23 protein-coding genes and 1 pseudogene are annotated in these 24,208 nt (G+C 45.7%); 8 read left to right on the forward strand and 16 right to left on the reverse strand.

The window, feature by feature from the left end; all coding sequences use genetic code 11:
* Positions 1-116 precede the first annotated feature (116 nt).
* From GXP22_10905 to GXP22_10920, 4 genes and pseudogenes are all read right to left on the reverse strand, one after another.
* Complete coding sequence (locus GXP22_10905; protein NOX09971.1) at positions 117-350, reverse strand: DUF2442 domain-containing protein; 234 nt, start codon at positions 348-350, stop codon at positions 117-119.
* 4 nt (positions 351-354) lie between these two features.
* Positions 355-624 (reverse strand): DUF4160 domain-containing protein, encoded by a 270-nt coding sequence (locus GXP22_10910; protein ID NOX09972.1) that lies wholly within the window; start codon positions 622-624, stop codon positions 355-357.
* Positions 625-745: 121 nt separating this feature from the next.
* The gene (locus GXP22_10915; protein ID NOX09973.1) at positions 746-1,357 is read right to left on the reverse strand and encodes a plasmid pRiA4b ORF-3 family protein; all 612 of its coding nucleotides are present in this window, start codon (positions 1,355-1,357) and stop codon (positions 746-748) included.
* 67 nt (positions 1,358-1,424) lie between these two features.
* Positions 1,425-2,604, reverse strand: a pseudogene (locus tag GXP22_10920) (integrase family protein).
* Positions 2,605-2,895: 291 nt separating this feature from the next.
* On the opposite strand from GXP22_10920, the gene mutS reads away from it, so the two are divergent.
* Positions 2,896-5,439, forward strand: a complete 2,544-nt coding sequence (gene mutS, locus GXP22_10925) for a DNA mismatch repair protein MutS (GenBank protein ID NOX09974.1) — start codon at positions 2,896-2,898, stop codon at positions 5,437-5,439.
* Positions 5,440-5,465: 26 nt separating this feature from the next.
* Here mutS and GXP22_10930 read toward each other — a convergent pair whose 3' ends face one another.
* The 4 genes from GXP22_10930 to GXP22_10945 are packed head-to-tail and all read right to left on the reverse strand — an operon-like array spanning position 5,466 to position 8,706.
* On the reverse strand, positions 5,466-5,813 hold the full coding sequence (locus GXP22_10930; GenBank protein NOX09975.1) for an STAS domain-containing protein: 348 nt from the start codon (positions 5,811-5,813) through the stop codon (positions 5,466-5,468).
* A gap of 26 nt (positions 5,814-5,839) precedes the next feature.
* Positions 5,840-6,718, reverse strand: a complete 879-nt coding sequence (locus GXP22_10935) for an STAS domain-containing protein (GenBank protein NOX09976.1) — start codon at positions 6,716-6,718, stop codon at positions 5,840-5,842.
* Positions 6,719-6,726: 8 nt separating this feature from the next.
* Positions 6,727-7,755: an anti-sigma regulatory factor gene (locus GXP22_10940; GenBank protein NOX09977.1), complete on the reverse strand. Its 1,029-nt coding sequence runs from the start codon at positions 7,753-7,755 to the stop codon at positions 6,727-6,729.
* A 12-nt stretch (positions 7,756-7,767) separates the two neighbouring features.
* On the reverse strand, positions 7,768-8,706 hold the full coding sequence (locus tag GXP22_10945) for a GGDEF domain-containing protein (protein NOX09978.1): 939 nt from the start codon (positions 8,704-8,706) through the stop codon (positions 7,768-7,770).
* Between the two features lie 181 nt (positions 8,707-8,887).
* Here GXP22_10945 and GXP22_10950 point away from each other — a divergent pair, with 181 nt between their 5' ends.
* A complete protein-coding gene (locus GXP22_10950) occupies positions 8,888-9,220 on the forward strand; it encodes a ferredoxin family protein (protein ID NOX09979.1) in 333 nt (110 codons plus the stop codon).
* Here GXP22_10950 and GXP22_10955 read toward each other — a convergent pair.
* The gene (locus tag GXP22_10955; protein ID NOX09980.1) at positions 9,217-9,924 is read right to left on the reverse strand and encodes a thioredoxin fold domain-containing protein; all 708 of its coding nucleotides are present in this window, start codon (positions 9,922-9,924) and stop codon (positions 9,217-9,219) included. The genes GXP22_10950 and GXP22_10955 overlap by 4 nt on opposite strands.
* A gap of 156 nt (positions 9,925-10,080) precedes the next feature.
* On the opposite strand from GXP22_10955, the gene GXP22_10960 reads away from it, so the two are divergent.
* Complete coding sequence (locus tag GXP22_10960; GenBank protein ID NOX09981.1) at positions 10,081-10,470, forward strand: response regulator; 390 nt, start codon at positions 10,081-10,083, stop codon at positions 10,468-10,470.
* Between the two features lie 6 nt (positions 10,471-10,476).
* Complete coding sequence (locus tag GXP22_10965) at positions 10,477-12,807, forward strand: PAS domain S-box protein (GenBank protein ID NOX09982.1); 2,331 nt, start codon at positions 10,477-10,479, stop codon at positions 12,805-12,807.
* Positions 12,808-12,822: 15 nt separating this feature from the next.
* On the opposite strand, the gene xerD is transcribed toward GXP22_10965, so the two are convergent.
* Positions 12,823-13,740 carry a site-specific tyrosine recombinase XerD gene (gene xerD / locus GXP22_10970; GenBank protein ID NOX09983.1) on the reverse strand — a complete coding sequence of 306 codons (918 nt, stop codon included), beginning with the start codon at positions 13,738-13,740 and terminating at the stop codon, positions 12,823-12,825.
* A gap of 37 nt (positions 13,741-13,777) precedes the next feature.
* Here xerD and mobA point away from each other — a divergent pair, with 37 nt between their 5' ends.
* From mobA to GXP22_10985, 3 genes are read left to right on the forward strand one after another with little or no spacing between them, the layout of a single operon-like run.
* Positions 13,778-14,389: a molybdenum cofactor guanylyltransferase gene (mobA, locus tag GXP22_10975; protein ID NOX09984.1), complete on the forward strand. Its 612-nt coding sequence runs from the start codon at positions 13,778-13,780 to the stop codon at positions 14,387-14,389.
* A complete protein-coding gene (mobB, locus tag GXP22_10980; GenBank protein NOX09985.1) occupies positions 14,389-14,907 on the forward strand; it encodes a molybdopterin-guanine dinucleotide biosynthesis protein B in 519 nt (172 codons plus the stop codon). Before mobA ends, mobB begins: the two co-directional genes overlap by 1 nt.
* Positions 14,908-14,923: 16 nt before the next feature.
* Positions 14,924-16,171, forward strand: coding sequence for a molybdopterin molybdotransferase MoeA (locus GXP22_10985; protein NOX09986.1), 1,248 nt, complete (start codon positions 14,924-14,926; stop codon positions 16,169-16,171).
* A 64-nt stretch (positions 16,172-16,235) separates the two neighbouring features.
* Here the strand turns inward: GXP22_10985 and trxA are convergent, their stop codons facing one another.
* From trxA to GXP22_11005, 4 genes are all read right to left on the reverse strand, one after another.
* Entirely contained in the window at positions 16,236-16,601 is a 366-nt protein-coding gene (gene trxA / locus GXP22_10990) for a thioredoxin (protein ID NOX09987.1), read from the reverse strand.
* A 95-nt stretch (positions 16,602-16,696) separates the two neighbouring features.
* Positions 16,697-18,136 (reverse strand): GGDEF domain-containing protein, encoded by a 1,440-nt coding sequence (locus tag GXP22_10995; GenBank protein ID NOX09988.1) that lies wholly within the window; start codon positions 18,134-18,136, stop codon positions 16,697-16,699.
* 151 nt (positions 18,137-18,287) lie between these two features.
* Positions 18,288-19,520: a hypothetical protein gene (locus GXP22_11000; GenBank protein ID NOX09989.1), complete on the reverse strand. Its 1,233-nt coding sequence runs from the start codon at positions 19,518-19,520 to the stop codon at positions 18,288-18,290.
* Positions 19,513-20,562, reverse strand: coding sequence for a MoxR family ATPase (locus tag GXP22_11005; protein ID NOX09990.1), 1,050 nt, complete (start codon positions 20,560-20,562; stop codon positions 19,513-19,515). The genes GXP22_11000 and GXP22_11005 overlap by 8 nt, the downstream gene beginning before the upstream one ends.
* Positions 20,563-20,722: 160 nt before the next feature.
* Here GXP22_11005 and GXP22_11010 point away from each other — a divergent pair, with 160 nt between their 5' ends.
* Positions 20,723-21,091, forward strand: coding sequence for a response regulator (locus tag GXP22_11010; GenBank protein ID NOX09991.1), 369 nt, complete (start codon positions 20,723-20,725; stop codon positions 21,089-21,091).
* On the opposite strand, the gene GXP22_11015 is transcribed toward GXP22_11010, so the two are convergent.
* Together GXP22_11015 and GXP22_11020 are read right to left on the reverse strand one after the other, a co-directional pair.
* On the reverse strand, positions 21,088-21,501 hold the full coding sequence (locus tag GXP22_11015) for an RNA-binding protein (GenBank protein NOX09992.1): 414 nt from the start codon (positions 21,499-21,501) through the stop codon (positions 21,088-21,090). The genes GXP22_11010 and GXP22_11015 overlap by 4 nt on opposite strands.
* Positions 21,501-24,200, reverse strand: coding sequence for a cation-transporting P-type ATPase (locus tag GXP22_11020; protein ID NOX09993.1), 2,700 nt, complete (start codon positions 24,198-24,200; stop codon positions 21,501-21,503). Before GXP22_11020 ends, GXP22_11015 begins: the two co-directional genes overlap by 1 nt.
* Positions 24,201-24,208: the final 8 nt, after the last annotated feature.

The raw sequence follows: 24,208 nt of genomic DNA on the forward strand, positions 1-24,208 counted from the left end.
TGGGGCAGGATGCTCTACCCTAATCCCCTGAAAAACGATCTCTCTTGTTACGAATCCGCTATATTTTACCCACTAATTTTCCTGAAGAGCCTAAACTTTAATAGCATTATGACAATCTACTTAACGGCGTCCAGGTACAGTGTGTCAGGACATATATCTTGTTCATGAGGCCATACCACCGTACCATCAATCACTTTTACTTGCTTAAAATAATGTCTGTCTTGTAGCTCTTTGAAGACACCAAAATCAAGTAATTTTGAGCAATCATAAATACCCTTTTCACCATTAGTAAAAATAAGGCTCAACTGATAATCATTATTAACTGATACTTCACTAACTCTCGGATTCATAGCCTCACCTCAACGGTTCTATTTTATAGGGTTTTTCACCCGCTACCGCTAATGCCCAATCAGCCACAAGCTCATCTTTATGTATTTCAATCCATGCCTGCAAAAGCTTTATTTTAGCAGTCGGTATACTCCCTTCCAGAATATCGCCTTCAGGAATCGATACCACGACTTCATGTTCTTGATATTTAACATGGATATGAGGAAGGTGATGCTGCTTATTATCCATAAAATACATATAGACTATAATCCCATAAAATGCTGATATTGACGGCATATTCTTTCCTCTATAAGCACCAGAGCATCACTCATAAAACTTCTGGTTAAATCGATATCTTACCACCCTAATTTAAACTGCAATAGAGTATCTTGCAAGTGTGACATACCCAGAAAAACCATCAATTCTGAAAAGCCTTCTTTAACCTTTCCTCTGGGTCATCAAATTCCACATTGTCTGGCTCAAAACCTTCAGGGTCATAAGGATGATAGTTTTTTGCATGATGACTCAACCAATAAATCATGCCTTCATATTCCTCATGATCAGGATCAGCAAGTGCCTCAAGTAACTGGTAATAACCTGTAGCACCACCACAGTCCTCCGGTGGACAGGCACGTTTACCATCAATACAGTTGGGATATCTCACACCATCCTTCTGTAGATATATTCCTTCGAGAACAACCCTATGATTCCAACCATCACCGAAATCATATTCATACATTGCCTCGTCACCAGGATCAAAAAAATATTGCGCTAATGGCACATCCCAACCAGGCAATGTATCTGGTTCAAATTCATCATCTGGCATCCCTATTAATACAGACTTTTTCTTCTTCCCCGGAGGTACAATACTAAACGAATGGAGGTGATAATCGAGCCAGCCCATCGAATCTTGTATAGCAATATGAAGATCCCAAAAGCTATAATTCGATGAAACCTCGATTAAACGCCATATTGATGGTTCAATCCCCAATAGCTCTATCCGAAACTGGTATGCATTTTTCTTTTTCATATTAAGTATGCCGCACTACTCCACATTAAATAACAAATCGACACTCCGATTATAACACTATCATTTATCAAGCCATCAGCAACTCATCCATGTAATCCGCCCACTTCTGAAGCCATATACGACAGTCATCTTCATAGCCGTAAAGATCATAAGTCCCTTCTATCCCCTTTCTAGCATGCCCCAGTATAGCCTCTGCAACTTCACTCCTACATTTAAGACGTGAAAGCCCTGTTATCACCGTGCGTCTTAAATCATGAGGACTCCAATGCTCCATTTCAAGCATTCGTTTTGTTTTTCTTAAATGCCATGCTTGTTCACTTAAAGCCTTTTGCTGAAGAGGCAACCCTGTCTTCTGGGATGGAAAAAGGTAATCACCTGTTGTTAATTTCAACAGCTTTAAAAACTCTACAGCCTGTCTACAATGTAAAACGAAGAATATTCTTTTGTGTTACTGTAAAAACCGAACCAGGCAACCATCTCAAAAATTGCCTTAATTCATCGTCACTCAGATTACGCCTTCTTCTCTGACTAGTAAGCCTCATCCCTAACTTCAATATAGAATTCTTTGCAGAAATGCATGGATTTGAAAATTCATCATCAAACATGTCCATCCCAATAGCAAATTCAAAGGCAGATGAAAATTCACGCAGAACATTACCGGCCTGAACATTGGCCCCACGATTAACTATCTCAATAATCAAGCTGGAAATATCCTTTCGTTTAATATCAGAAGCCTGTTTTTGACCCAAAACCCGCACAGCATCACCATATAATGTTCTCCGCGTCTCAGCCTGACCTTTTGGTTTACGTGCATCTTTAACCTGCTTGCCATTAATGATTTTATCTTCAATATATTGCGTTAAATATAACTCGACCATATCTTCAATAGTAAACCCATTGCCACGGATACCTAGCGCTGATTTTTTCTTCATTTCTTGATTTTTTAACTTAAGCTCACTTGCTGGACACCGCCCTGATCGACGAATCTCTTTAAGCTCCTGTAACTGTAACCTTGCATTCGCCAACTTCACTGTCGGGTAATTTCCGATCTTTATCTGTACCAGCTTGCCTGTTAGTGGGCTTTTATAACGATAAAAGAAGGTTTTTGTTCCGGCTGCCCCACATTTTATGCGTAACCCGGAGTTTTCTCCTGAATCAGTCTTTGTTTTATCGTTAGGTTTCATTGTCTCAATAGCCCTGGATGAAAGCGGCTTTTTTTCTAGCTTGGTATTTAGAGTGGTTTGCATAATAATAGTCCTTTCACATTAATGATCTGTTACATCCATTACGGAGCAAGTTCAGAAATTTGGAGAATTCTGCAAAAAGTGTAACTTTTTCAAGATCAGTGGATTTCGAAAAATAAAAGCTACACTTTTTGTTACACTTTTTTATGAAAACATATGTATCTCAATGAAACACAAAGTAACAATACGATACATGCTAAAGCCCTGTAACTGACTGTATTATAACATAAATATTGAATCTTAATGAAGAAAAAAACAAGCAAATCAACCACTAATAAAGCAACCCATACGCCAATGATGCAGCAATTTCTACGCATCAAGGCTGAGCACCCGGATATCCTGGTGTTCTACCGTATGGGTGATTTTTATGAGATGTTTTATGACGATGCACGACGTGCCTCGAAGATCCTTGATATCACGCTGACCACACGCGGTCAATCGGCGGGGGAACCGATTCCGATGGCGGGTATTCCCCATCATGCCTCTGAGCAATATCTGGCGCGTCTGATCCGCGCCGGTGAATCGGTCGCCATCTGTGAGCAGGTCGGTGACCCGGCCACTAGTAAGGGGCCAGTTGAGCGGCGCGTGGTTCGTATTGTCACTCCGGGTACTGTTACCGATGAGGCCTTACTGGAGGATCGTCGTGAGAATTTATTAACGGCTATTCATCTTGATGGATCTCGCTTTGGCATTGCCAGTCTGGATCTGGCCAGTGGCCGCTTTACCCTCGGTGAATTTGAGGGTGAGGATAACCTGCTCAATGAACTGGAACGCCTCAAGCCGGTAGAGATCTTGTGGAATGAACAGACTTCCCTGCCCATAGCACTACAGCAATATCCTGGGATCAAGAACCGACCACCCTGGCACTTTGATCTGGATACGGCACTGCGTTATCTATGTGAACAGTTTGCCACCAAAGACCTCAGTGGCTTTGGTTGCCAGCATTATCATACGGCAACCATTGCGGCCGGTGCCCTGCTGCATTATGTCAAGGAGACACAACAGGCGGCATTACCTCATCTACGCGGTCTGCGCATTGAGACCCACGACAATACAGTCATCCTTGACGCTGCTAGTCGACGTAACCTGGAACTGGAACAAGCGCAATCTGGTCAAAAAGAACACAGCCTACTTGGAGTTCTGGATAGCAGCGCTACAGCGATGGGTGGCCGCTTATTGCGGCGCTGGTTAAATCGGCCTATACGTCAGCACGAGATATTACGTCAACGCCACCAGTGTATTGATGCGCTACTGAACAATCATTATTTCCAGGGGCTACAAGAGGCGCTACGCGGCCTGTACGATATTGAACGTATCCTCTCCCGCATCGCTTTGAAATCGGCACGTCCCAGAGATCTGAGCAGTCTGCGTGACACCTTGCTCAGGATCCCGGAGCTACACAATCAACTAACATTGATTGATGACCCGCTGATTACAGCATTATTAAAACGCATGGATGAACACCCAACACTCAGTCAACACCTGCAACAGGCGATTATCGAAACCCCGCCTCTGTTGACCCGGGATGGTGGTATGATCGCACCCGGCTTTGATGCCGAACTGGATAAGCTGCGTGGCCTGAGTGAAAACGCTGACCAGTTTCTACTCGATCTGGAACAACGTGAACGTGAACGCAGTGGCATCAATGGCCTCAAGGTGCGCTACAACCGGGTACATGGTTATTACCTGGAGATTAGTCGTCTACATTCTGATCAGGTGCCGGAAGACTACCAGCGACGTCAAACCCTAAAGGCGGTCGAACGATTTATTACCCCTGAACTCAAACAGTTTGAAGATCAGGTGCTCAGTGCGCGTGAGCGTGCACTGGCGCGCGAAAAAATGTTGTATGAACAATTGCTGGATTACCTTCTGCCCTTCATCCCCGGACTACAGGACTGTGCCGAGGCATTAGCCGAACTCGATGTATTATGCTGTTTTTCTGAACGTGCCGACACCCTGGACTGGCGCCGCCCTGAATTCAGTGCAGAACGCGGTATCCACATCATCGGTGGACGGCATCCTGTCGTTGAAAAAGTGTTAAACAAACCCTTTATTGCCAATGACACCGAGTTACATAAACAACGCAGCCTGCTGATTATTACCGGCCCGAATATGGGGGGTAAGTCCACCTATATGCGACAAACCGCGCTCATCACCTTATTGGCGCATATCGGCAGTTTTGTCCCTGCTGAACAAGCCATACTCGGTCCTGTCGATCGAATATTTACCCGCATTGGTGCCGCTGATGATCTGGCGCGTGGTCATTCGACTTTCATGGTGGAGATGACCGAGACCGCCAATATCCTGCACAATGCCACCGAGAATAGTCTGGTATTAATGGATGAAATTGGTCGTGGTACCAGCACCTATGATGGTCTGGCTCTAGCCTGGTCGTGTGCGATGGATCTAGGCAACCGCATCAAGGCGATGACCTTGTTTGCTACTCACTATTTTGAGATGACCGATCTGCAACAACAATATCCCCAGATCCAGAATGTACACCTGGATGCCATGGAACATGGTGACAAGATTGTATTTTTACATACGGTCAAAGACGGGCCTGCTGATCGCAGTTATGGTCTACATGTTGCCGCACTTTCCGGCGTACCTGCTCATGTCCTGGATCAGGCCAGGCAGCAACTGCAACGACTGGAAAAAGGTACAGGCACACAGACAACCATACAGAGTGCTAAAGAAAACGACCAGATGGGTCTATTTCAAAGCCACGATGCACATCCGTTAGAAGATGCGATGGAAGGGATTGAACCAGAAGATCTGTCACCTCGACAGGCACTGGATATATTATTTAAGTTAAAGAATATTTGTCGGGAAGATTAATTATGATGCGCACCAGCATCAACAGGTCAGGTCAATCCTCTCGCTCGATCAACATCCAGTTTACAGGCAAATGGTGGCCTACCATCAATAATCATAGACAGGGAAAAGGCGGCAGCCGGTGTAATATTAACCGCTACCATCTCAACAGAACTTACCTTGCACAGGCTATGAAGCTTAACTAACCAGGCATAATAAACCTGATCAATCATACGCACATTACCCAGATCATAAATCAAACGGCGGATACGATGTTGTTGCATAAAACGCGCAACCATATCCATATAGTCATCCGTATTCGAAGGATCAAGACCCTCACCTGGTTCCAGTAATACGTTACTATCCCCAATCGGTGTCAGGTGCATGCCATTAATCATTTAAAAACCTCAGTAGAGCGACAAGATCAACGACCGACCGAGCTCACCTCAATATGTAATATACGGAAGGCCTCTTTCAACCCTTCTGACAAAGTTGAACGCGTCACCACCCCACCAAGATCGATATTCAGACTGGTCAAGGCTCGTGCAATCTCTGGACGAATACCCGTTAAAATCGCATCCGCACCCATCAAACTAATAGCACGAATCATCTGAATCAGATGATGCGAGACCTGTGAATCAATCGCCATCACTCCGGTAATGTCCATCACCACTACCTTGGAACGTTCTGACTCGATCTTGGATAACAGACGTTCCATCACCATCATGGTGCGTGAAGAATCCAGTGTACCAATAATAGGCAAGGTAAGCACTCCATCCCAAATCTCGGTAATCGGGGTCGAGACTTCCTTCAACTCATCTTGCTGGGCACTAATGGTCTTCTCACGCTCACCCAGATAGATATGAAACACATCCAGGATAATATCATTAAATACCGATGCCAGTAACAACAATACGCCTTTGGTCTGTTCAAAACTCAGCCCTTGATCAGACTCCATTTCGGCCAGCATCACCCCCTGCAAAAACTGAATATAGCGCACAAATTCTTCCAGCGTTCCACCGCGCACCTGGATCTGCTGAGAGAAGGTGGTAAAGAACTGGCGCAACGCCTTAAACTCATTACCTCTCCGATCAATCTCCTTGCCCGCTTGTAGAAAGGCAACAAATAATTCCAGAAATTCCAGGCTATAATCATTAATCTCATCCCTGGAAAGAATATTGGCCTGACAGAAGATATTCTTACCCTGGGTCTCGATTACCTGGGATATCTTACCGACATTAAGCATTAACTGCTCAATAAGTACCTGGTTAATTGTTTTTTCCTGCTGTGTATCCTTAGCCATACTATCACCTATATCCTGTTTGCCTTTCTAATTACAAATAATGATTTATCGTCATTGCCCCGACCTAGTACCTGGCCTAAAAAGAGGGCTATAAATTGTGGATGGAGACGCCATAGCCCCGGAAAACTTGTCAGATCCCAATTACGTCGAATACCATCGGAAGCTGTTATCAATATCGCCTGATCCGAAAAATTCAGCTCACAGCCTTGAATAGCACCATGCTCATGCCCTAATATCCCGGGTGCAAAAGGAATGCTCTTCAACTGACCACGGCTCACTAGATAGGTACTCATATCTCCTACCCCATACACACTGGCTGTTGATCCATCACCATCCACCTCACCCAATGTTGCGACTGCACCACAACTCCCTCTGAAACGCCCGTCCAGTACATTCATCAGGTTATCCAGTGGTTCCTGAATATCCAGAATTTCACATTTATTAATCACCACCTCTTCTGCCGAAGCACCGTGCCCCAGACCATCCATATGTAACCAGCGCACCTTACCATAGCTTTCATTCATACACACACGGTCACCATTATGTGGCCCTTCGTGATAGGCGCGCAGATATTGCCCAATATCATACTGCCTTACCTTATCACCACACTCGTCATCCAGATTAAAACGTGCCCATACAGCCATACCATTCCATGGTGCATCCCTGGTCAAGCCATTGGGAACACTAAAGAAACCGCTCTGATCTGATAGGCGTTGTATCGTGCCCAGGCCTTTACCTAAAGTACCCGAACTGGAGTAGTCATCTTCCATCGCTGCCGGAATATTGGTAATACCCGGACCATAATCCAAGGAAAAGAATTCCAGTGCATGACAAGGCTGATACGACTCCCATATCTGGATGACACCCGTACCTTCAGCATATTTCACCTGATTAGTCAGCATCTCCTGGCACACCAAGGCCAGATGTTCACGTTTGATATCCGAAAAACCCATGCGACGAGAGACAGCACGTAATTTAGAACGCACCAGAACTTCACTACTGCCATCATTACTAATCTGTTCCATCAATAACTTCATTATTGTCTACTCTTATGCTTGTTCAGATAACGTCACAAAAGGTGCTACAACGACCTGTGAACGTCCATTACGCTTTGCTGCATACAAGGCCTCGTCCGCCTGTGCAATCAAAGTATCAATATCATCATCCGGTTTCATTTGAGACACGCCCAGACTCAACCCACCACCCATGCAATCCAACACCCGTTCCGCCATTTTTCGAGCCACACCCACATCACAAAAGGCAACAATAGCAAATTCATCACCACCAATGCGACAAGAAAAATCCACATCCTGTCGAGCCACTGTCACCATACACTCGGCTACTTTTCGCAAATGCTCATCACCATATTGATGTCCGTGACTATCATTCACTTCCTTGAATTCATCGACATCAATCATAATTAAACTTAACGCTTCACCCTGTCTTGAACTACGCAATACTGCCTCACGTAAACGATCATCATAGCCCCCACGGTTCAACAAACCTGTCAAGCTATCCGTCTCGGCAACACGCAGAGATTCCTTAAGCTCTTCCTTCTTATTTTCCAGCACAGATTCCATATCATGGATCTGATCCGCTGCCTGTCGCATGTAATCTGCCAGTTCTTTTGATATCTTCTTGTTACGATGGGTTAGCAAATCCGGGTCTGCAATCTCACAGGCCTGCTTCAGGCGCAGAGCCACGTCCGTAACCTTACTGGTAGCCGGGGCCTCATACAAGCGTGACAATGGATCTTCCTGCAGACCATATTTAACCAACAACTGATTGCCATCCAGAAGCAGAGCAATCTTCTGAGCTCCATTGTTTTCATGTAAACGATGGCGAATATGATCAATAATAGGGATGAGATTCCGAGTTGATTTGAACATATCACCAGCAAAATCACTTACCGCCTCCAGGATTAACCTTGAGAGACGTTGTAAATCAGGTTCTACAATAACCTCATAACTGAAAATTTTCTGGCTCAAAATACTCGATTTACCTGCAAATCTCTTGCTTAACTAAATGTTAAATATATAATTAACCCGAATATCATGGGCTTCCGAGTTACTATCATCGGCACAAAGCCAAACTATTTAACGTTTTTTTCGTTTTATTTAGCAATGGTGCGTGGTACGCGCCCTACCGCCCCAATAATGAGAGCCTAACATGACCTACGTCGTCACCGAAAACTGCATTAAATGTAAATATACTGATTGCGTTGAGGTCTGCCCGGTAGACTGCTTTCACGAAGGCCCTGAATTCCTTGTTATTGATCCAGAAGAATGCATTGATTGTACCTTGTGTGAACCAGAATGTCCCATTGCCGCCATTTTCCCTGAAGATGAACTGCCACCAGGACAAGAGGATTTTGTTGATATCAACGCCTCACTGGCACTGCAATGGCCGGTAATCACCAAAATGAAAGCTCCCCCTGCCGATGCTGATGAATGGAATGGCAAACCTGACAAACGTCAGTATATTCAAAAAGACCTGCTTTAACGCTCCTTTTCCATAATCTTCAACAAACGCTTAGCGGGCACATAACCGGGTATGATTCGCCCATTCTCCAGCAAAATAGTTGGCGTACCACTAACGCCCAACATCTCGCCCATAGCCATATGCTGTTTGACAGGGTTACTACAATCCTTGCGTGGAAGAGTTACACCCGATTTAGAATCTGTCAACGCCTGTTTTTGATCATCCGAGCACCACACCGTCACCGCCTTGTAATAAGAGGAGGTGTTCACCCCGGAACGTGGGTAAAACAAATAACGCACCTTGATACCCAAGGCATTCAATTCATCCATTTCACCATGCAGCTTACGACAATAGCCACAATCAATATCAGTAAAGACCGTGATCGTGTGATCAGTCTTTTCAGGGGCAAAGATAATCATCTTATCCTCACCAATCGCATCAACAGCACCAACTCTTATATCAACCCGTCGTGCCTCTGTGATATTTTCTCTCTTTTTTATATCAATCACATCACCCTGAATCATATACTTACCATCACTGGTGACATAAAACAGACGTGGTCCATTCACCACCTCATACAGACCATTAACCGATGAAGGGGTCACGCTACTCGGCTGAACACCTGGATTAATAGAACGTAAAGCAGCACGAACTGCGGCATCATCGCTTGCCGCCAATAACGTTTGAGAAACAAGCAACAAGGCCAGTATAAAAGTTTTTTTCATCCCAGATACACCCGAATTATTTCATTGAGAAAGCAAATTTAGCAGATCATTGTCTACTATTAGCCGACATTCAGCAAACACTTTGGTTCCCTATCGAAAATGCCTCAGAATTTATGTTATTATTTTATTCAAGCATCGAAAAAACAAGGGGCTCCGATGACAGACCTGAAACGGATATTATATGTAGAGGATGAACCGGATATACAGGAATTGGTAAAAATAGCATTATGTGAACTGGGTGGTTTTGAGTTATTAGTCTGTAGTTCTGGGACCGACGCGATTGCCAGAGTTGTTAATTTCTCACCTGACCTGTTTTTACTTGATGTCATGATGCCCGGAATGAATGGGCCTGACACATTAAAGGCACTAAAAGCTATTCCTGAACTTGATACTATCCCGGCAATATTCATGACCGCAAAGGTTCAAACAGATGAAATCAACGAACTAAAAAAAATGGGGGCAATGGGTGTTATTGCCAAGCCATTCAATCCAGTAACACTGGCTGATGATATAAAAGAAATTTACCGCGCTCACTCTAACGAATAGAACCCAGTGATAATCAGTCGTTTTATCAAAAAATCTATTGTTCACCGGCTCAGCATCAGTTTTGTCGTTCTGGTACTAATCAGCTCTGGTATTGTCGGTGGACTATTTTACAAACAAAGCATAGAGCTTCGTGTAAAGCATGCATTGGACGATATTGCCGCTGATATTCGACATGCCAGTCAAATGCTACAAACCATTATAAACACCCATGATGAAGATGTACTATTTCTGGCAAACACCCCCCCTATTCAAGGCATGTTACATAGTCGTATCAACGATGTCACATACAAACAATGGCGCCAACGGCTGGAAAAGATCTTTGAATCTCAACTACAAAGAAAATCAAGTTATCTATCCATTCGCTTTATAAACGAGCAGGGGCAGGAACTCGTTCATGTTTACCGCACGGGCTCAAGGGTTGCCCATTATTCCGACGACAAACTACAGAATAAATCAAATCGCACCTATGTCCGTGAGGCACTTAAATTAAAATCCGGTGCGGTATATGTATCAGAGATCAATCTTAATCGCGAATTTGGCAAGGTAGTCACGCCTTATCAAGAGGTCAAACGGAGTACTACACCTGTTTTTGATTCAATAACGGGTAAATTAGCCGGCCTGGTGGTGATTACTGCCGAGATTGGTCGTGAATTACGTGCTATACAAGAGTATGTGGAACAAAAGAATGATTATGCCTTTTATGTTACCAATGATCAGGGAGGCTATTTATTACACCCTGATTCCAGCAAGACCTATGGTTTTGATCGAGGTAAACGTTTTCGTATTCAGAAGGACATCCCCCAACTAGCCAAACTCTATCTACCAGAGAATAATGATTCCCAATTAACATTAATGCCTGATAACAAGCAGACTAAAAAGGTCATTAATTTTACCCGGATACCTTTTGATCCCGAAAATCCAAAACGTTTTATTGCAGTCATCCTGTCCCAGGATTACGACAGTATTGTTGCCGCACAATCAAAGGTACTTAATTATATCTCACTGTGGGGACTACTACTGGCATTAGTCGGAGCCGCCATTGGCGTGTTATTTGCCATTCATCTTACTCGTCCGCTCAAACAGATGGCCAGCGCAATGGATGGTTTTTCTCATCAAAAACCTACCATGACAAACCTGCCCATTCAACGCACGGATGAGATTGGTGTATTGGCCCGAAGTTTCACCACCATGACACATCAGGTCAACGAAACCCGGGCGAAGCTACAGGAACTGAATAACAGTTTGGAAAAACAGATCTACCAACGCACCCATTCACTTGAGGTCAGCGAGGATTATCAGCGCACAATACTTGAATCCATCGCAGATGCTATTATTACGATCGACAATAAAGGCATCGTCACCAGCTTCAATCTGGCAGCAGAAAAAATATTCCTTTATCAAGCTGATGAAGTTATAGGTAAAAACGTCTCCATTCTACTACCTGAAAAAGAACGCCACGCCCATCATCAATATGTGGATAAAGCACCCTTACATCTTTCCCGTATCATTAACAAAACAAGAGACTTAAAAGGTCGTCGTAAAGATGGCTCTACATTCCCACTGGAATTAAAAGTTACAAGTATAAAGGGGGAGAACCAACGAGGATTTGTTGGCGTTTTGCGTGACATAACAGAACGCATCCATATTGAACAAATGAAAGGTGAGTTTATTTCCACCGTCAGCCATGAATTACGCACACCTCTCACATCCATTCATGGGGCTATTCGGCTCATGCGTGACGCGACTACTGATAAATTACCTGAACAGGTCAACAAACTATTAAAAATAGCCGATAACAATACCAATCGTTTATTGTGGCTAATTAATGATTTATTAAACATTCAGAAGATTGAATCCGATCAAACGGATTTTGACTTTAAAAAGCTTGAAGTCATGCCCTTTATTGAACAGGTTGTGGAAGACAATACAGCCTATAGTGAGCAGTATGGTGTCAAATTTATCATCACACAGAAAGTAAAAAATGTATATGTACTGGCTGATAAAGAACGCTTAACACAGGTCATGGTGAATTTCCTGTCAAACGCAGCAAAGTTCTCACCGAAAGAGGGCAATGTTGAGGTCTCAGTGGATCGCCAACAGGGGTGGATACGGGTATCGATCAGCAATCATGGCCCATCAATTCCCAAGGAGTTCTATCCCCGATTATTCGAAAAATTCACCCAGTCTGATTCATCCGATAGCCGACAAAAAGGCGGCACAGGGCTGGGTCTGAGTATTGCCCGAGGCATCATCAATAAACACAAAGGGAAGATTGACTTCAATAGCAATGAAGAAACGACAAGTTTTTACTTTGATCTGCTGGAAGTTAACGAATAAAAATTCAAAACATCATCAACCGCGCGGATGATGGCAGGCATGGATAGACTGTAAACGCTCACGCGCAACATGCGTATATATCTGAGTTGTGGACAAGTCACTATGCCCCAATAACATCTGCACGACACGAAGATCAGCCCCATGATTCAATAAGTGTGTAGCAAAGGCATGGCGCATGGTATGCGGTGATAAGGACTTGTTTATATCCGCCTTGCGTGCATAATGTTTGACCCGATACCAAACCGCCTGACGAGACAATGCCTTTTGTCCACGCCCAGGAAACAGATAGATATTCTGTACCTGTTGTAATAAACCTGTTCTTGCCTCTTGAAGATAGCGTTTAAGCCAATACAGCGCCTCCTCACCCACCGGCACCAGACGTTCCTTGTTACCTTTGCCAAGCACCCGAATCAAGCCCTGCACCTCATCCACCTGATCCTGGGACAACATAATTAACTCGGAGACACGCAGACCTGTCGCATAAAGAATCTCCAATAGGGTGCGGTCACGCAGACCGAGCGCAGTACTGACATCCGGTGCATTTAATAAAGCATCAACCTCATCCTCGCTCAGTGAATCTGGCAATAAACGATTGAGACGCGGAAACTCCACCTGAGCACTGGGATCTTCCTGTAGGTGCCCTTCTCGTACATGATAATGATAATAAGCTCGCAGACTAGCCAAAAGACGGGCACTGGTACTACGTTGAGCTCCCCCGGATACACGATAGGCAAGATAAGCCAACAGATCCTGTCGACTTACTTGCAATAATGATTTATCACCAGCAATGAGCCAGGCAGCAAAACCCAACAAGTCATTGCGATACGCTGCCAGGGTATGTTTGCTCAGACCACGCTCCATCCACAGTGCATCCAGGAAATGAGTAATATTCTGCCGTTGTTCCTCACTCACCCGCTCTCGATCAATACGCATTCAGCTCTTTACCACATAAATTGATATAATGGTCACTATGCCACAAACGGAAAACAAAAGAGAACAACTTCCTTTTACTGCGATCATTCTTGCCGGTGGTCAGGCCAATCGCATGGCGGGTATCAACAAGGGCCTCATAGAGATCAACGGTAAAAGCTGTATTCAATATATTATCAATGTCCTGACACCTCAGACAAGTTCCATTCTGATTAATGCCAATAAAAACAGGTCGGATTATCAGCACTACGGATATCCGGTCATCAAGGATAATCAACAGGGTTATCTTGGCCCACTAGCCGGTATTGAAACGGCACTCACCCATGCGACCCACCCATTAATTTTAACCTTGCCTTGTGATGCCCCACTGATTCGGCCTGAATTAATTACCCGTTTACTGGAAGCAATGACAAATAATAAATGTGATGTCTGCATTGCCCATGATGGTAAACATCTGCAACCGGTATTTACCCTGTTACGCAAGAGCCAGCTAACCTCCCTGCATGAGTTCATTAAAAACGGTGGGCGCAAGACACGGACATGGCTGTTATCACTAAACCACTGTCTGGTCGATTACTCAGATCACCCTGAACAATTCTTCAACATGAATAGCCCGGCAGACAAGACCCGACTGGAGGACTTGATCAAGTGATAAACAAGACCCCGATAATCGGTTTTGCAGCAAGCAGTGGTACGGGAAAGACCACCCTGCTGCTAGAACTAATCCCGTTACTCAAGGAACAGGGCGTTCGTATTGCTGTTATCAAACATTCCCATCATGACTTTGATATCGATCAACCCGGAAAAGATAGTTATCGTTTACGAAAATCCGGTGCAGATCAAACCCTGATTGCCTCTGCCTGGCGTTGGGCATTAATAACAGAGACACCCGAACAAAAGCCCCCGACACTCAATCGTCTTGTGCAAAAACTGGATCATGATCAGATTGATATGATCCTGGTTGAGGGTTTCAAGCATGAGTCTTTTCCGAAGATTGAGCTACACCGAATAGCCACTGGAAAAGCGCTACTTTACCCCGATGATTCCTCTATCATAGCGATTGCCTGTGATACCGATATTAAAGCACCGATTACATGCCTTGATATCAATAACCCTGCCAGGATTGCAGAATATATCACACAATATTTATTAAAACACCCTTATCAGTAAACACTAGGAAAAACCTATGACCGATGCCAAACCCGTTGATTTTAATGCAGAAAAAACCCAATCCATGCTCTCCGTAACACAGGCTCGTGCCCGCATAAAAGCCCTCTGTCATGTGATTCGGGGGCAAGAACAAATATCCATAGCGAACGCCCTTGGCCGCATCCTGGCACAGGATATACAGTCCCCGATGGAAGCACCACCCTACGACAACTCTGCCATGGATGGTTATGCCATCTGTGCGCAGGATGATGTTCACGACTATACAATCATTGGAAAATCCTTTGCTGGCTGCCCTTTTAGTGGGCACCTGAAACAAGGTGAATGTGTGCGTATTATGACTGGTGCCAAGATGCCCGTAGGTGCTGACACTGTCATTATGCAAGAACATACCGGGGTCAATAATAAGGAAATGCACATCACCCGGGATTTCAAAAGTGGGCAAAATGTGCGCTATCAAGGTGAAGAGATCCATCCCGGAGATATCATTCTGCAACAAGGTGAAAAGCTAGGCGCAGCAGCTATTGGTGTGATTGCCTCTCTGGGAATCGCTGAGATCAAGGTATTCCGGCGGCTACGTGTGGCTTTTTTCTCTACCGGTGACGAATTATGCGCCCTCGGCAAACCGCTACAGGAAGGACAAATCTACGATAGTAACCGCTATACACTGAGTAATATGCTTAAACCGCTTCCGGTTGAGGCGATTGATATGGGGGTCATCCCGGATCAACGCGACAAGATCCGTGAGGCCTTCCACAATGCAGCTGAACTGGCTGATGTGGTTCTCACCTCGGGTGGTGTATCGGTTGGTGAGGCTGATTATGTCAAGGAAACACTGGATGAACTGGGTCAGGTAGACTTCTGGAGGATCGCCATGAAACCAGGAAAACCCCTCGCCTTTGGCATGATCAACAAGGCCTTCTTCTTCGGTCTGCCCGGTAACCCGGTATCTGCCATGGCAACTTTTTACCAATTCGCACAACCGGCCTTAAAACATCTATCCGGTGAACGATATAGTGAACCGGTCAGCTTCCAGGTGATCTGTCAGTGTGATATCCGTAAACAGGCAGGACGAATGGAATTTCAGCGCGGTATCCTGCAACAGGATGATAAGGGTCTATGGGGCGTTGTTACCACCGGACACCAAGGCTCACACATGTTGAGCTCCATGAGCAAGGCTAATTGTTTTATTCTACTGGATCAGGATTGTGCCGGAATCAAGGCGGGTGAAATGGTGACGGTACAACCGTTTTATGGGATCGTGTAAAAACAGGGGACAGACCTAGGGTCTGTCCCCAAAGTACACAGCAGCGTAACCCGACAAATTTACTTTAAGCCTGCTGCTGACTGGCAATATCCGCACGAACCTTGTCCATATCCAGTGCCTGCGTCTGCGTTACCAACTTATCCAGACCACTGGCAGGCAACATACCGGCCTGAGAAAAAACCATAACTTGCTCACGAAAAACCATCAGGGTTGGAATCGAACGAATCTGAAAATGACCGGCCAGTTCAGGCTCATCCTCGGTATTCACCTTGGCATAGACAATATCAGGGTTATTATCCGATGCGGTTTCATAAATCGGGGAGAAATTCTTGCACGGCCCACACCAGGGGGCCCAAAAATCCACAATCACCAGACTATTACTATTCACTATCTCTTCAAAGTTATCTTTCGTCAATTCAACTGTTGCCACAACACACCTCTATCTATAAAAACGGGGACAGACTTCAAGTCTGTCCCTTCTACACTCTACGTTATGGTGACAATTTATTCTTTTTCAAGGGCTAATCAACGAATACCAACATGATCTTTTTCGGCTGTTGAGCTTGCGTCAATCTCAATACGATTTCGACCCATATTTTTAGCCCGGTAAAGGGATTGATCCACACGCTCAACCAGATCAATCAGTTTTTCACCTTTATGATAAAGCGCACAACCGGCAGAAAAACTCGGCAGATCCAACATATCGTCACCATTTCGCCAGCGGGTTGCTTCCACCCGCCGCTTAACCTTCTTCAACGCCTTGAGGGCACCCTCAATATCGGTATCAGGCAACAATACAGCAAATTCTTCACCACCATATCGTGCCACCATATCATGGTGTCTAAATATAGATAACACCTCGTTTGAGTATACCTGCAACACATCATCACCCGCAGCATGACCATATCGGTCATTAACTTGTTTGAAGTGATCAATATCAATCATTGCCACCGACAAGGGGTGTCCATAGCGCTCGGCACGCGCCATTTCATCCTCCAGACAACGCAAAAACGCCCGGCGATTTGGTTTATTGGTTAATTCATCCGTCATACTCAATAGATGCACCCGTTCCAACTCATGACTCAATTGACGCGAATCATCCTCAACCATCTGCAGAAACTGATGGGTATCATTCAACCATTCGACCAGTTTATGACTACCCGAGACCAACTTACCAATCTCCTGTTGCATACTCCAGCGTAGTGATTCCAGTTCACTGGGACTCTCCACCTGTTTAAGGCTTTCCATTACCACATCCAGCAAAACCCCGAACTCCTCATGCTGAGAAATGGCTGACAATACATGTTCCGATAAACCGGTCTGTAATTTCTGTATATCCTTACGTCGCGCATCAAGGTGACTGCGATAAGCAGAACTAATCTGATTATCTGCCGATTGCAGGTAAGATTCTGTTGTCGTGCGTGTATTGGGCGCAACAATCTCATTATTTGATTCTGCCACTCGAGATGGTGCATAGGAATCATCCAAGCGATCTTCTGTCACTATGGGTGACTCTTGTTGAATATTTTCAGACACCTTTTCAGGCATAACATCCTGCGTTATACCAAAAGCCTGTATCAACGGTTGTAATGATTGCTCCAGTAACCTTTGATCAAAGCTCTGCAGATGGCTAACTTCAATCGAATACTCACGAGTAAAATTATCCAGTAACTTCATATCGCCCGCAGAAAGAGGGGATTGCAAACGTGATTGCAACATCCTGATCTGAAACTTTAACGGGGAATCTTCAGCAATATGCTGAGTATAAGCACCTAATAGCGCTTGAGTAATACTGGAATAGGCTTGTTCATAGCGTGCGTGTTCATCAACGATTTCAGCTAACATCTGCTCGATCTGTTGATATAACACCGTACCATCACGCGATTGACGTAACGGTTCCAAAACTCGTAATAATTTCACCACAACACAACCCTGAGAAAAATCCATTTCCATACAATTAAACATTTAATTTCCTTTTACAATTCCCTATGTTTTACATCACGAACCCCTTTAATATTTATCGATGCACGCACCATCCTTGTTATTCTTTGGGGAAACCGCCCATACTGCATCCCTAATTTACTATTAATTGCTGAAAACTACAAATAAGTATTCTCTAATTTAACTGTATACGTCGTCCCCAGGGCACAGGAGACTTGCCCTTCACTAACCACAATACTGGATAGGCCGGTGATTGCGGGGGGAATGGGCCTTCCGCATCGGTAAAGTAAAGCAATAGTTCCGGGTGCCTGTCCTGTTGCTCAACCCAATGAAAAACAGGAATAAAACTGGTTCCACCATGCCCCTCAAAGTGCGCCGGCAAGCGAATTTCATCCCACGGTTCAAACACCCAGGGGCCTTGCGTATCCAGTTGTGAATCTACCGCATGCAGGGTAATCCTGGCGCGTATCTGCCCCTTGATGGCATCCACCTCGGAAATAAATTCCTGCATCTCCTGGCGCGAGACCGAACCACTCACATCCACCACCACAACCAGATCAATTGCACTACTGCGTAAAGAAGGAAGAATCGCCTCACCTTCACGCCGTGAGGGTCGCGCATAACTAAAGTCATCGCGTGCAATACCACTCATGTATTCGGCCAGTAAATTACGCCAGGGCAGACGCGGTTGTAATAACTCATCAATCAGACGCGCCATCCCTTCACCCAGCTTATTCGCCTGCCTAGCCTGCTGCGCGGCCCCCGCCACACGCTGATTCCACTGCGTCGCTAACAGAGTCTTTTCCAGTTCAGTCAGTGGTGCGGGTCGCCCACCCGCCTTACGTTGTCCACTCTGGGTGTTGTCCCCCGAGCCACCGCCACTATAACTATCACCCTGCCCGGAGGCACTCACCTTCTCCTCTTCAGCCCCGCCCTGACCTTCATCATAAAGATGCTTATCCAAGGTCTCCTGCTGTGAGTTTTCATCAATATAGGGATAGATTTCCTCCGCACTCATACCGGCAAAGCCTTCCATCAATAGCGTCCCCGGCGGAGGCGTTAAACCATCTTCAACCAGGGCGGGATTAATTGCCAGATCACAGGCCAGATCCCAACGTCGCTTGTCCCGATGTTGTCTGCGGGTAAAATGTGATAAGGCACAGTGCAGAGCCTCATGTGCCAGCACAAACTGCATTTCATCAAGTTTGAGATTACACAGGTATTCAGGGTTGTAATAAAAGGCCTTGGCATCGGTTGCCACTGTCAAACACCATGCGGCATCCGTCTCCTTCAAGGGCAGACGCATGACCAGGGTGCCGAGAAAAGGACGATCAAGGATCAGGTGGGTACGCGCTGCCGTCAGGCGGGTAAGGATCGTCTGATCAGGGTCAGAACGACTATCAGTCATCGTTATAGAGCATGACATCCGCCACATCCCTGGCCCAATCGTTAAACTGCGGGATCTCAAACAAGGCCTGTCCAATATTATGGTGCAGATCAGATATCAACATAACGCCCATCTCACGTTGTGGAAAATGAGCCGCATAATCAATGATATTACCCAGCCATTCGCTTGCCTGTGGCTCACTCTTAATTTGTATCGCCCGACCCACCAAGGCTGAGGCAATCGCATATTGCAGGTCAATTTCATCCGGCACAGGAATCTTTTGCCCTTGCAGGATCAAATCAATATCCGGCAGTTTCTCCAGATTCTTAATGAAGGCAGCAGCCTCCAGACCGGCCACCGAACCCACACAGCCCTGTAGTGCCTGCGTCAATACCGCATCATCACCGATAAATTTCTGCAACGCACGATGGGCAAACTCCCAGGAACGCGGCGAAGGAAAGGCCACCGGATTATGCTCTGCGTCAAAATCAAATAATAATTCCGGACGAAAACGCAAAAAGGCAATAATGCGTGAATCAATCTCATGGTCATAGGCCCATTCCACCCAGTCATCCAGCCAGGCCTCAATCTCGAAATGAGAGAAACGATTGGCTAATGGTGCCGGCATACTGTAGGTGACACCACGATCACCCTGGCGATTACCTGCGGCAAATATGACCCAGCCATCAGGTACCGCATAAGCCCCCAGGCGACGATCCAGGATTAATTGGTAGGCTGCCGCAGACACACTCGGCGGTGCTGAAGTAATCTCATCCAGAAACAGGATGCCACGGGCACCATGACGCTGCGCATCAGGTAACATGGCAGGCACCGCCCACTCTACGTGATCACCATTGCGGAACGGAATGCCACGCAGATCACTGGGCTCCATTTGTGATAAACGAATATCAATCACCGGCACATCATAGCGTTGTGCTACCTGTTCAACCAACTGGGATTTACCCACCCCGGGTGGTCCCCACAACATCACCGGGGTATGGTGACCCTTATCGGCACTATCAAACTCACAATCCAGAATCGTCGTTATCTGAGACGGTCGCATTTACACTCCATTACATCTATCTATCATCACATTGATTATAATGAGAAACCCATCACAAAACCCAGCATCAATTCAGGGTTTATATTAAAACAAGCTAAACAAAAGACCAAGCGAGTCGATAGGATTATTCAAGATACTATTGCAATCAGAGCACAATTATATGCCCTCAGTTTCCCAACAAGCACTACCACTCCACATACTACTTTGTGAACCCCACCCTGATCATAATCAGTTAATTGCCAACCAGCTCGATACCAGCGGTCTATTGGTTGATCGCATCTATAATGCCCGCCAACTCACAGAAAGGCTGGCTTATTACCATTACGATGCAATGATTATCAATTCATTATTACCCGACCAGAATATCCTCGCCTTGATCAATGACCTACGAATGATTGGCCTCAAAACCCCTGTGCTCTATATTGATGCCAATGAAAGCAACATCAACAATGCGGGCTTGCAAGGCCTGTCACAGCAGCTATTACAGGATATCCTACAGGCCTCTGCCATACCTGAACAGGCACATTAATCCTCATAAGCCTTGTCTTCCAACTTTGACCACTGCCGCCGTTCACGTTTATCCGGTTTACGCCCCGGTTTAGGTAGCGCCTGATACAACACACGGTTATTACCCTGCTGAGTTTCTCTTTCTGCAATACTTTCCGCACTTTCCTGATAAAGTAATACCGCTTGTTTGGCAGGCCCGCGTTGTGAAGACAAACCCAACACCTCAACATCCCAGCTTAAATCACTTTTTTTAATTTGCAACCTATCACCCGGTTTTAATGCACGCGAAGGTTTTACCCGCGATTGATTGAGATGTACCTTGCCCCCACTCACAGCCTGCGCTGCAAGTGAACGCGTCTTGTAGAAACGGGCAGCCCATAGCCATTTATCAATTCTTAGCACAGGATCTGAATGACTCTTGTTTGATTTCATTATCTATTGCGTTCCAGCTTTCGCATAAAAGACTTTTCCAGCTCGATTAAAAACAAGACAGTGGATGATACCAATAGAATACGCCACCATATATCGAAATCAATAGCGGTGGTACCAAACAGGGATTGTAACGGTGATAAATAGGTGAATCCCAACTGCAATAGAATAAGTATAGCAATGGCGACCAATACATAGGGATTACCGCTAAAACCCTCCCGGCTAAATACCGATGCGGTGATATAACGCGAATTAAACAAATAAAAGATCTCAAACATAACCAGTGTATTCACTGCCACGGTACGCGCATGTTCAATACTCGCACCTTGCTGCATATCCCATAGAAAAAGACCAAATGTCCCACTCATTAATATGATCGCAACCGATACAACGCGCCAGACAAGATGGGGCGTAAGCATTGGTTCACTAGCATCTCGTGGCGGCCGTTGCATCACCTTCCTCTCCGGTGGTTCAAATGCCAGAGACAATGCTAGAGTAACTGCTGTCACCATATTAACCCATAGTATCTGCACCGGTGTTAGAGGTAATTGCTGAAACCCAAACAGGATAGCGGCAAGAATAACCAGTGCCTCACCACCATTCGTTGGCAGAATAAAGAGTATTGCCTTTTTGAGATTATCATAGACCGTACGGCCCTCCTCAATAGCGTGGATAATGGATGAAAAATTATCATCCACCAGCACCATCTCAGCCGATTCCCTTGCCACCTCAGTACCGGAATAGCCCATAGCCGTACCCACATCGGCTCGTTTCAATGCCGGTGCATCATTCACACCATCACCCGTCATCGCAACAATTAAACCCTGTTCCTGTAACAATCTTACCAGTAACAATTTGTGTTCAGGATTAACCCGTGCATACACGTCCACATCCTGCACCCGTTGACGCAATTCATCCTCACTCATAGCATCAATATCCTGCCCCGTAAGCGCATAATCAACATTGGACAGATTGAGTTGGCGCGCGATAGCACAAGCGGTGGTAGCATGATCGCCAGTAATCATCTTCACCTGAATACCCGCCCCGGCACAGGCCTGTATGGCATCAACAGCCTCCTCTCGTGGTGGGTCTATCAGACCAAACAACCCCAACATAATCAGATCTGTTTCCACATCACTGAACTGTAACTCGATCTGTTCATAATCAACTGACTTCATGGCCATCGCCAACACCCGTTGACCCTGCTGAGCCATTTCATCAATACGACCTAACCAGTAATCCCTGTCGAGGGCTTGATCCCCCTCTGTGGTACGTTGACGTGAACACATCTCCAGTACATGTTCAGGCGCACCTTTAACAAAGACAAAGGCATTACCGCTATGACTATGGTGAAGTGTTGCCATAAAACGATGTTCCGATTCAAAGGGAATAAGATCAGTGCGTGGATACTGTTGAGCCTCGGCCTCAATATCAAGCCCAAGTTTTAACCCGGATACCAGCAACGCCCCTTCCATCGGATCACCATGAACAATCCATTCATCTACCCGGTGTTCCAGTGAGGCATCATTGCACAGCATCGCTGCCCGCACCACCTCAATAACAAGTGAGTTACATTGAGGATCAACCGCCTCGTTCAACAGCGAGAGTGAGCCGTGAGGATCATAGCCACTACCACTCAATTCAAACAAATCAGCAGTCGTAGCTATCATCTGCACCATCATTTCATTACGCGTCAGGGTGCCAGTTTTATCGGTACAAATCACCGTGACTGCCCCCAATGTTTCCACCGCAGGTAACTTACGAATAATGGCATTACGCTGAGCCATACGTTGCACACCAATAGCCAGCGTGATCGTCATAATAGCCGGTAGACCTTCGGGAATAGCCGCCACTGCCAAACTCACCGCAGCAAGAAACATAGCGGTGAAGGAATAATCACGCACCAGTGCACCGAATATAAAGGTAACCACAGCAACAACGATAATAGCGAGAGTCAACCAACGGGAAAACTGTGACATTTGACGTAACAAGGGCGTTGTTACCGATTGAACCTCAGAGACCAGCGTACTGATACGACCGATCTCGGTTTGATCTCCGGTGGCAACGACGACACCCGCAGCCTGACCATGCGTCACCAGTGTACCTGAATAGGTCATACAACAACGATCACCAATCACTGCGGCTTGCATCACAGGGTCAGTCGTCTTATCAACCGTTGTCGACTCACCGGTTAAGATTGACTCCTGAATCTGCAATCCCTTGACCCGAAACAAACGCAGATCAGCCGGCACCTTGTCACCGGATTGTAATAAAACGACATCACCCGGCACCAGATCCTCGGCACGAATACTTGTTTGCCGACCATCACGCAAAACCATCGCATTCAGAGAGAGCATTTTCTGTATCGCTCTCAAGGCGTGCTCAGCCTTACCTTCCTGCACAAACCCGATGATGGCATTGAGAATAACCACAGCCAGAATCACACCGGAATCCACCCACTGTCCCAACAAGGCAGTGATGATGCTTGCCGCAATCAGGACATAGATAAGAACATTATGAAATTGTGAGAAAAATCTTAGTAGTGGACTTTGCGTCCCCTGTTCCAGAAGTTGATTCAGACCATAGCGGGTCAGCCGATCCCTGGCCTCTCGCGCAGACAAGCCATCGACCGTTGTCGCCAACGTATCGAAGACTCTTGCTATATCTTCAGCATGCCACTTGTCTGATTCAGTAATCGCCATAGCATACG

The sequence above is a fragment of the Gammaproteobacteria bacterium genome, assembly GCA_013151035.1.
GTDB lineage: Bacteria > Pseudomonadota > Gammaproteobacteria > JAADJB01 > JAADJB01 > JAADJB01.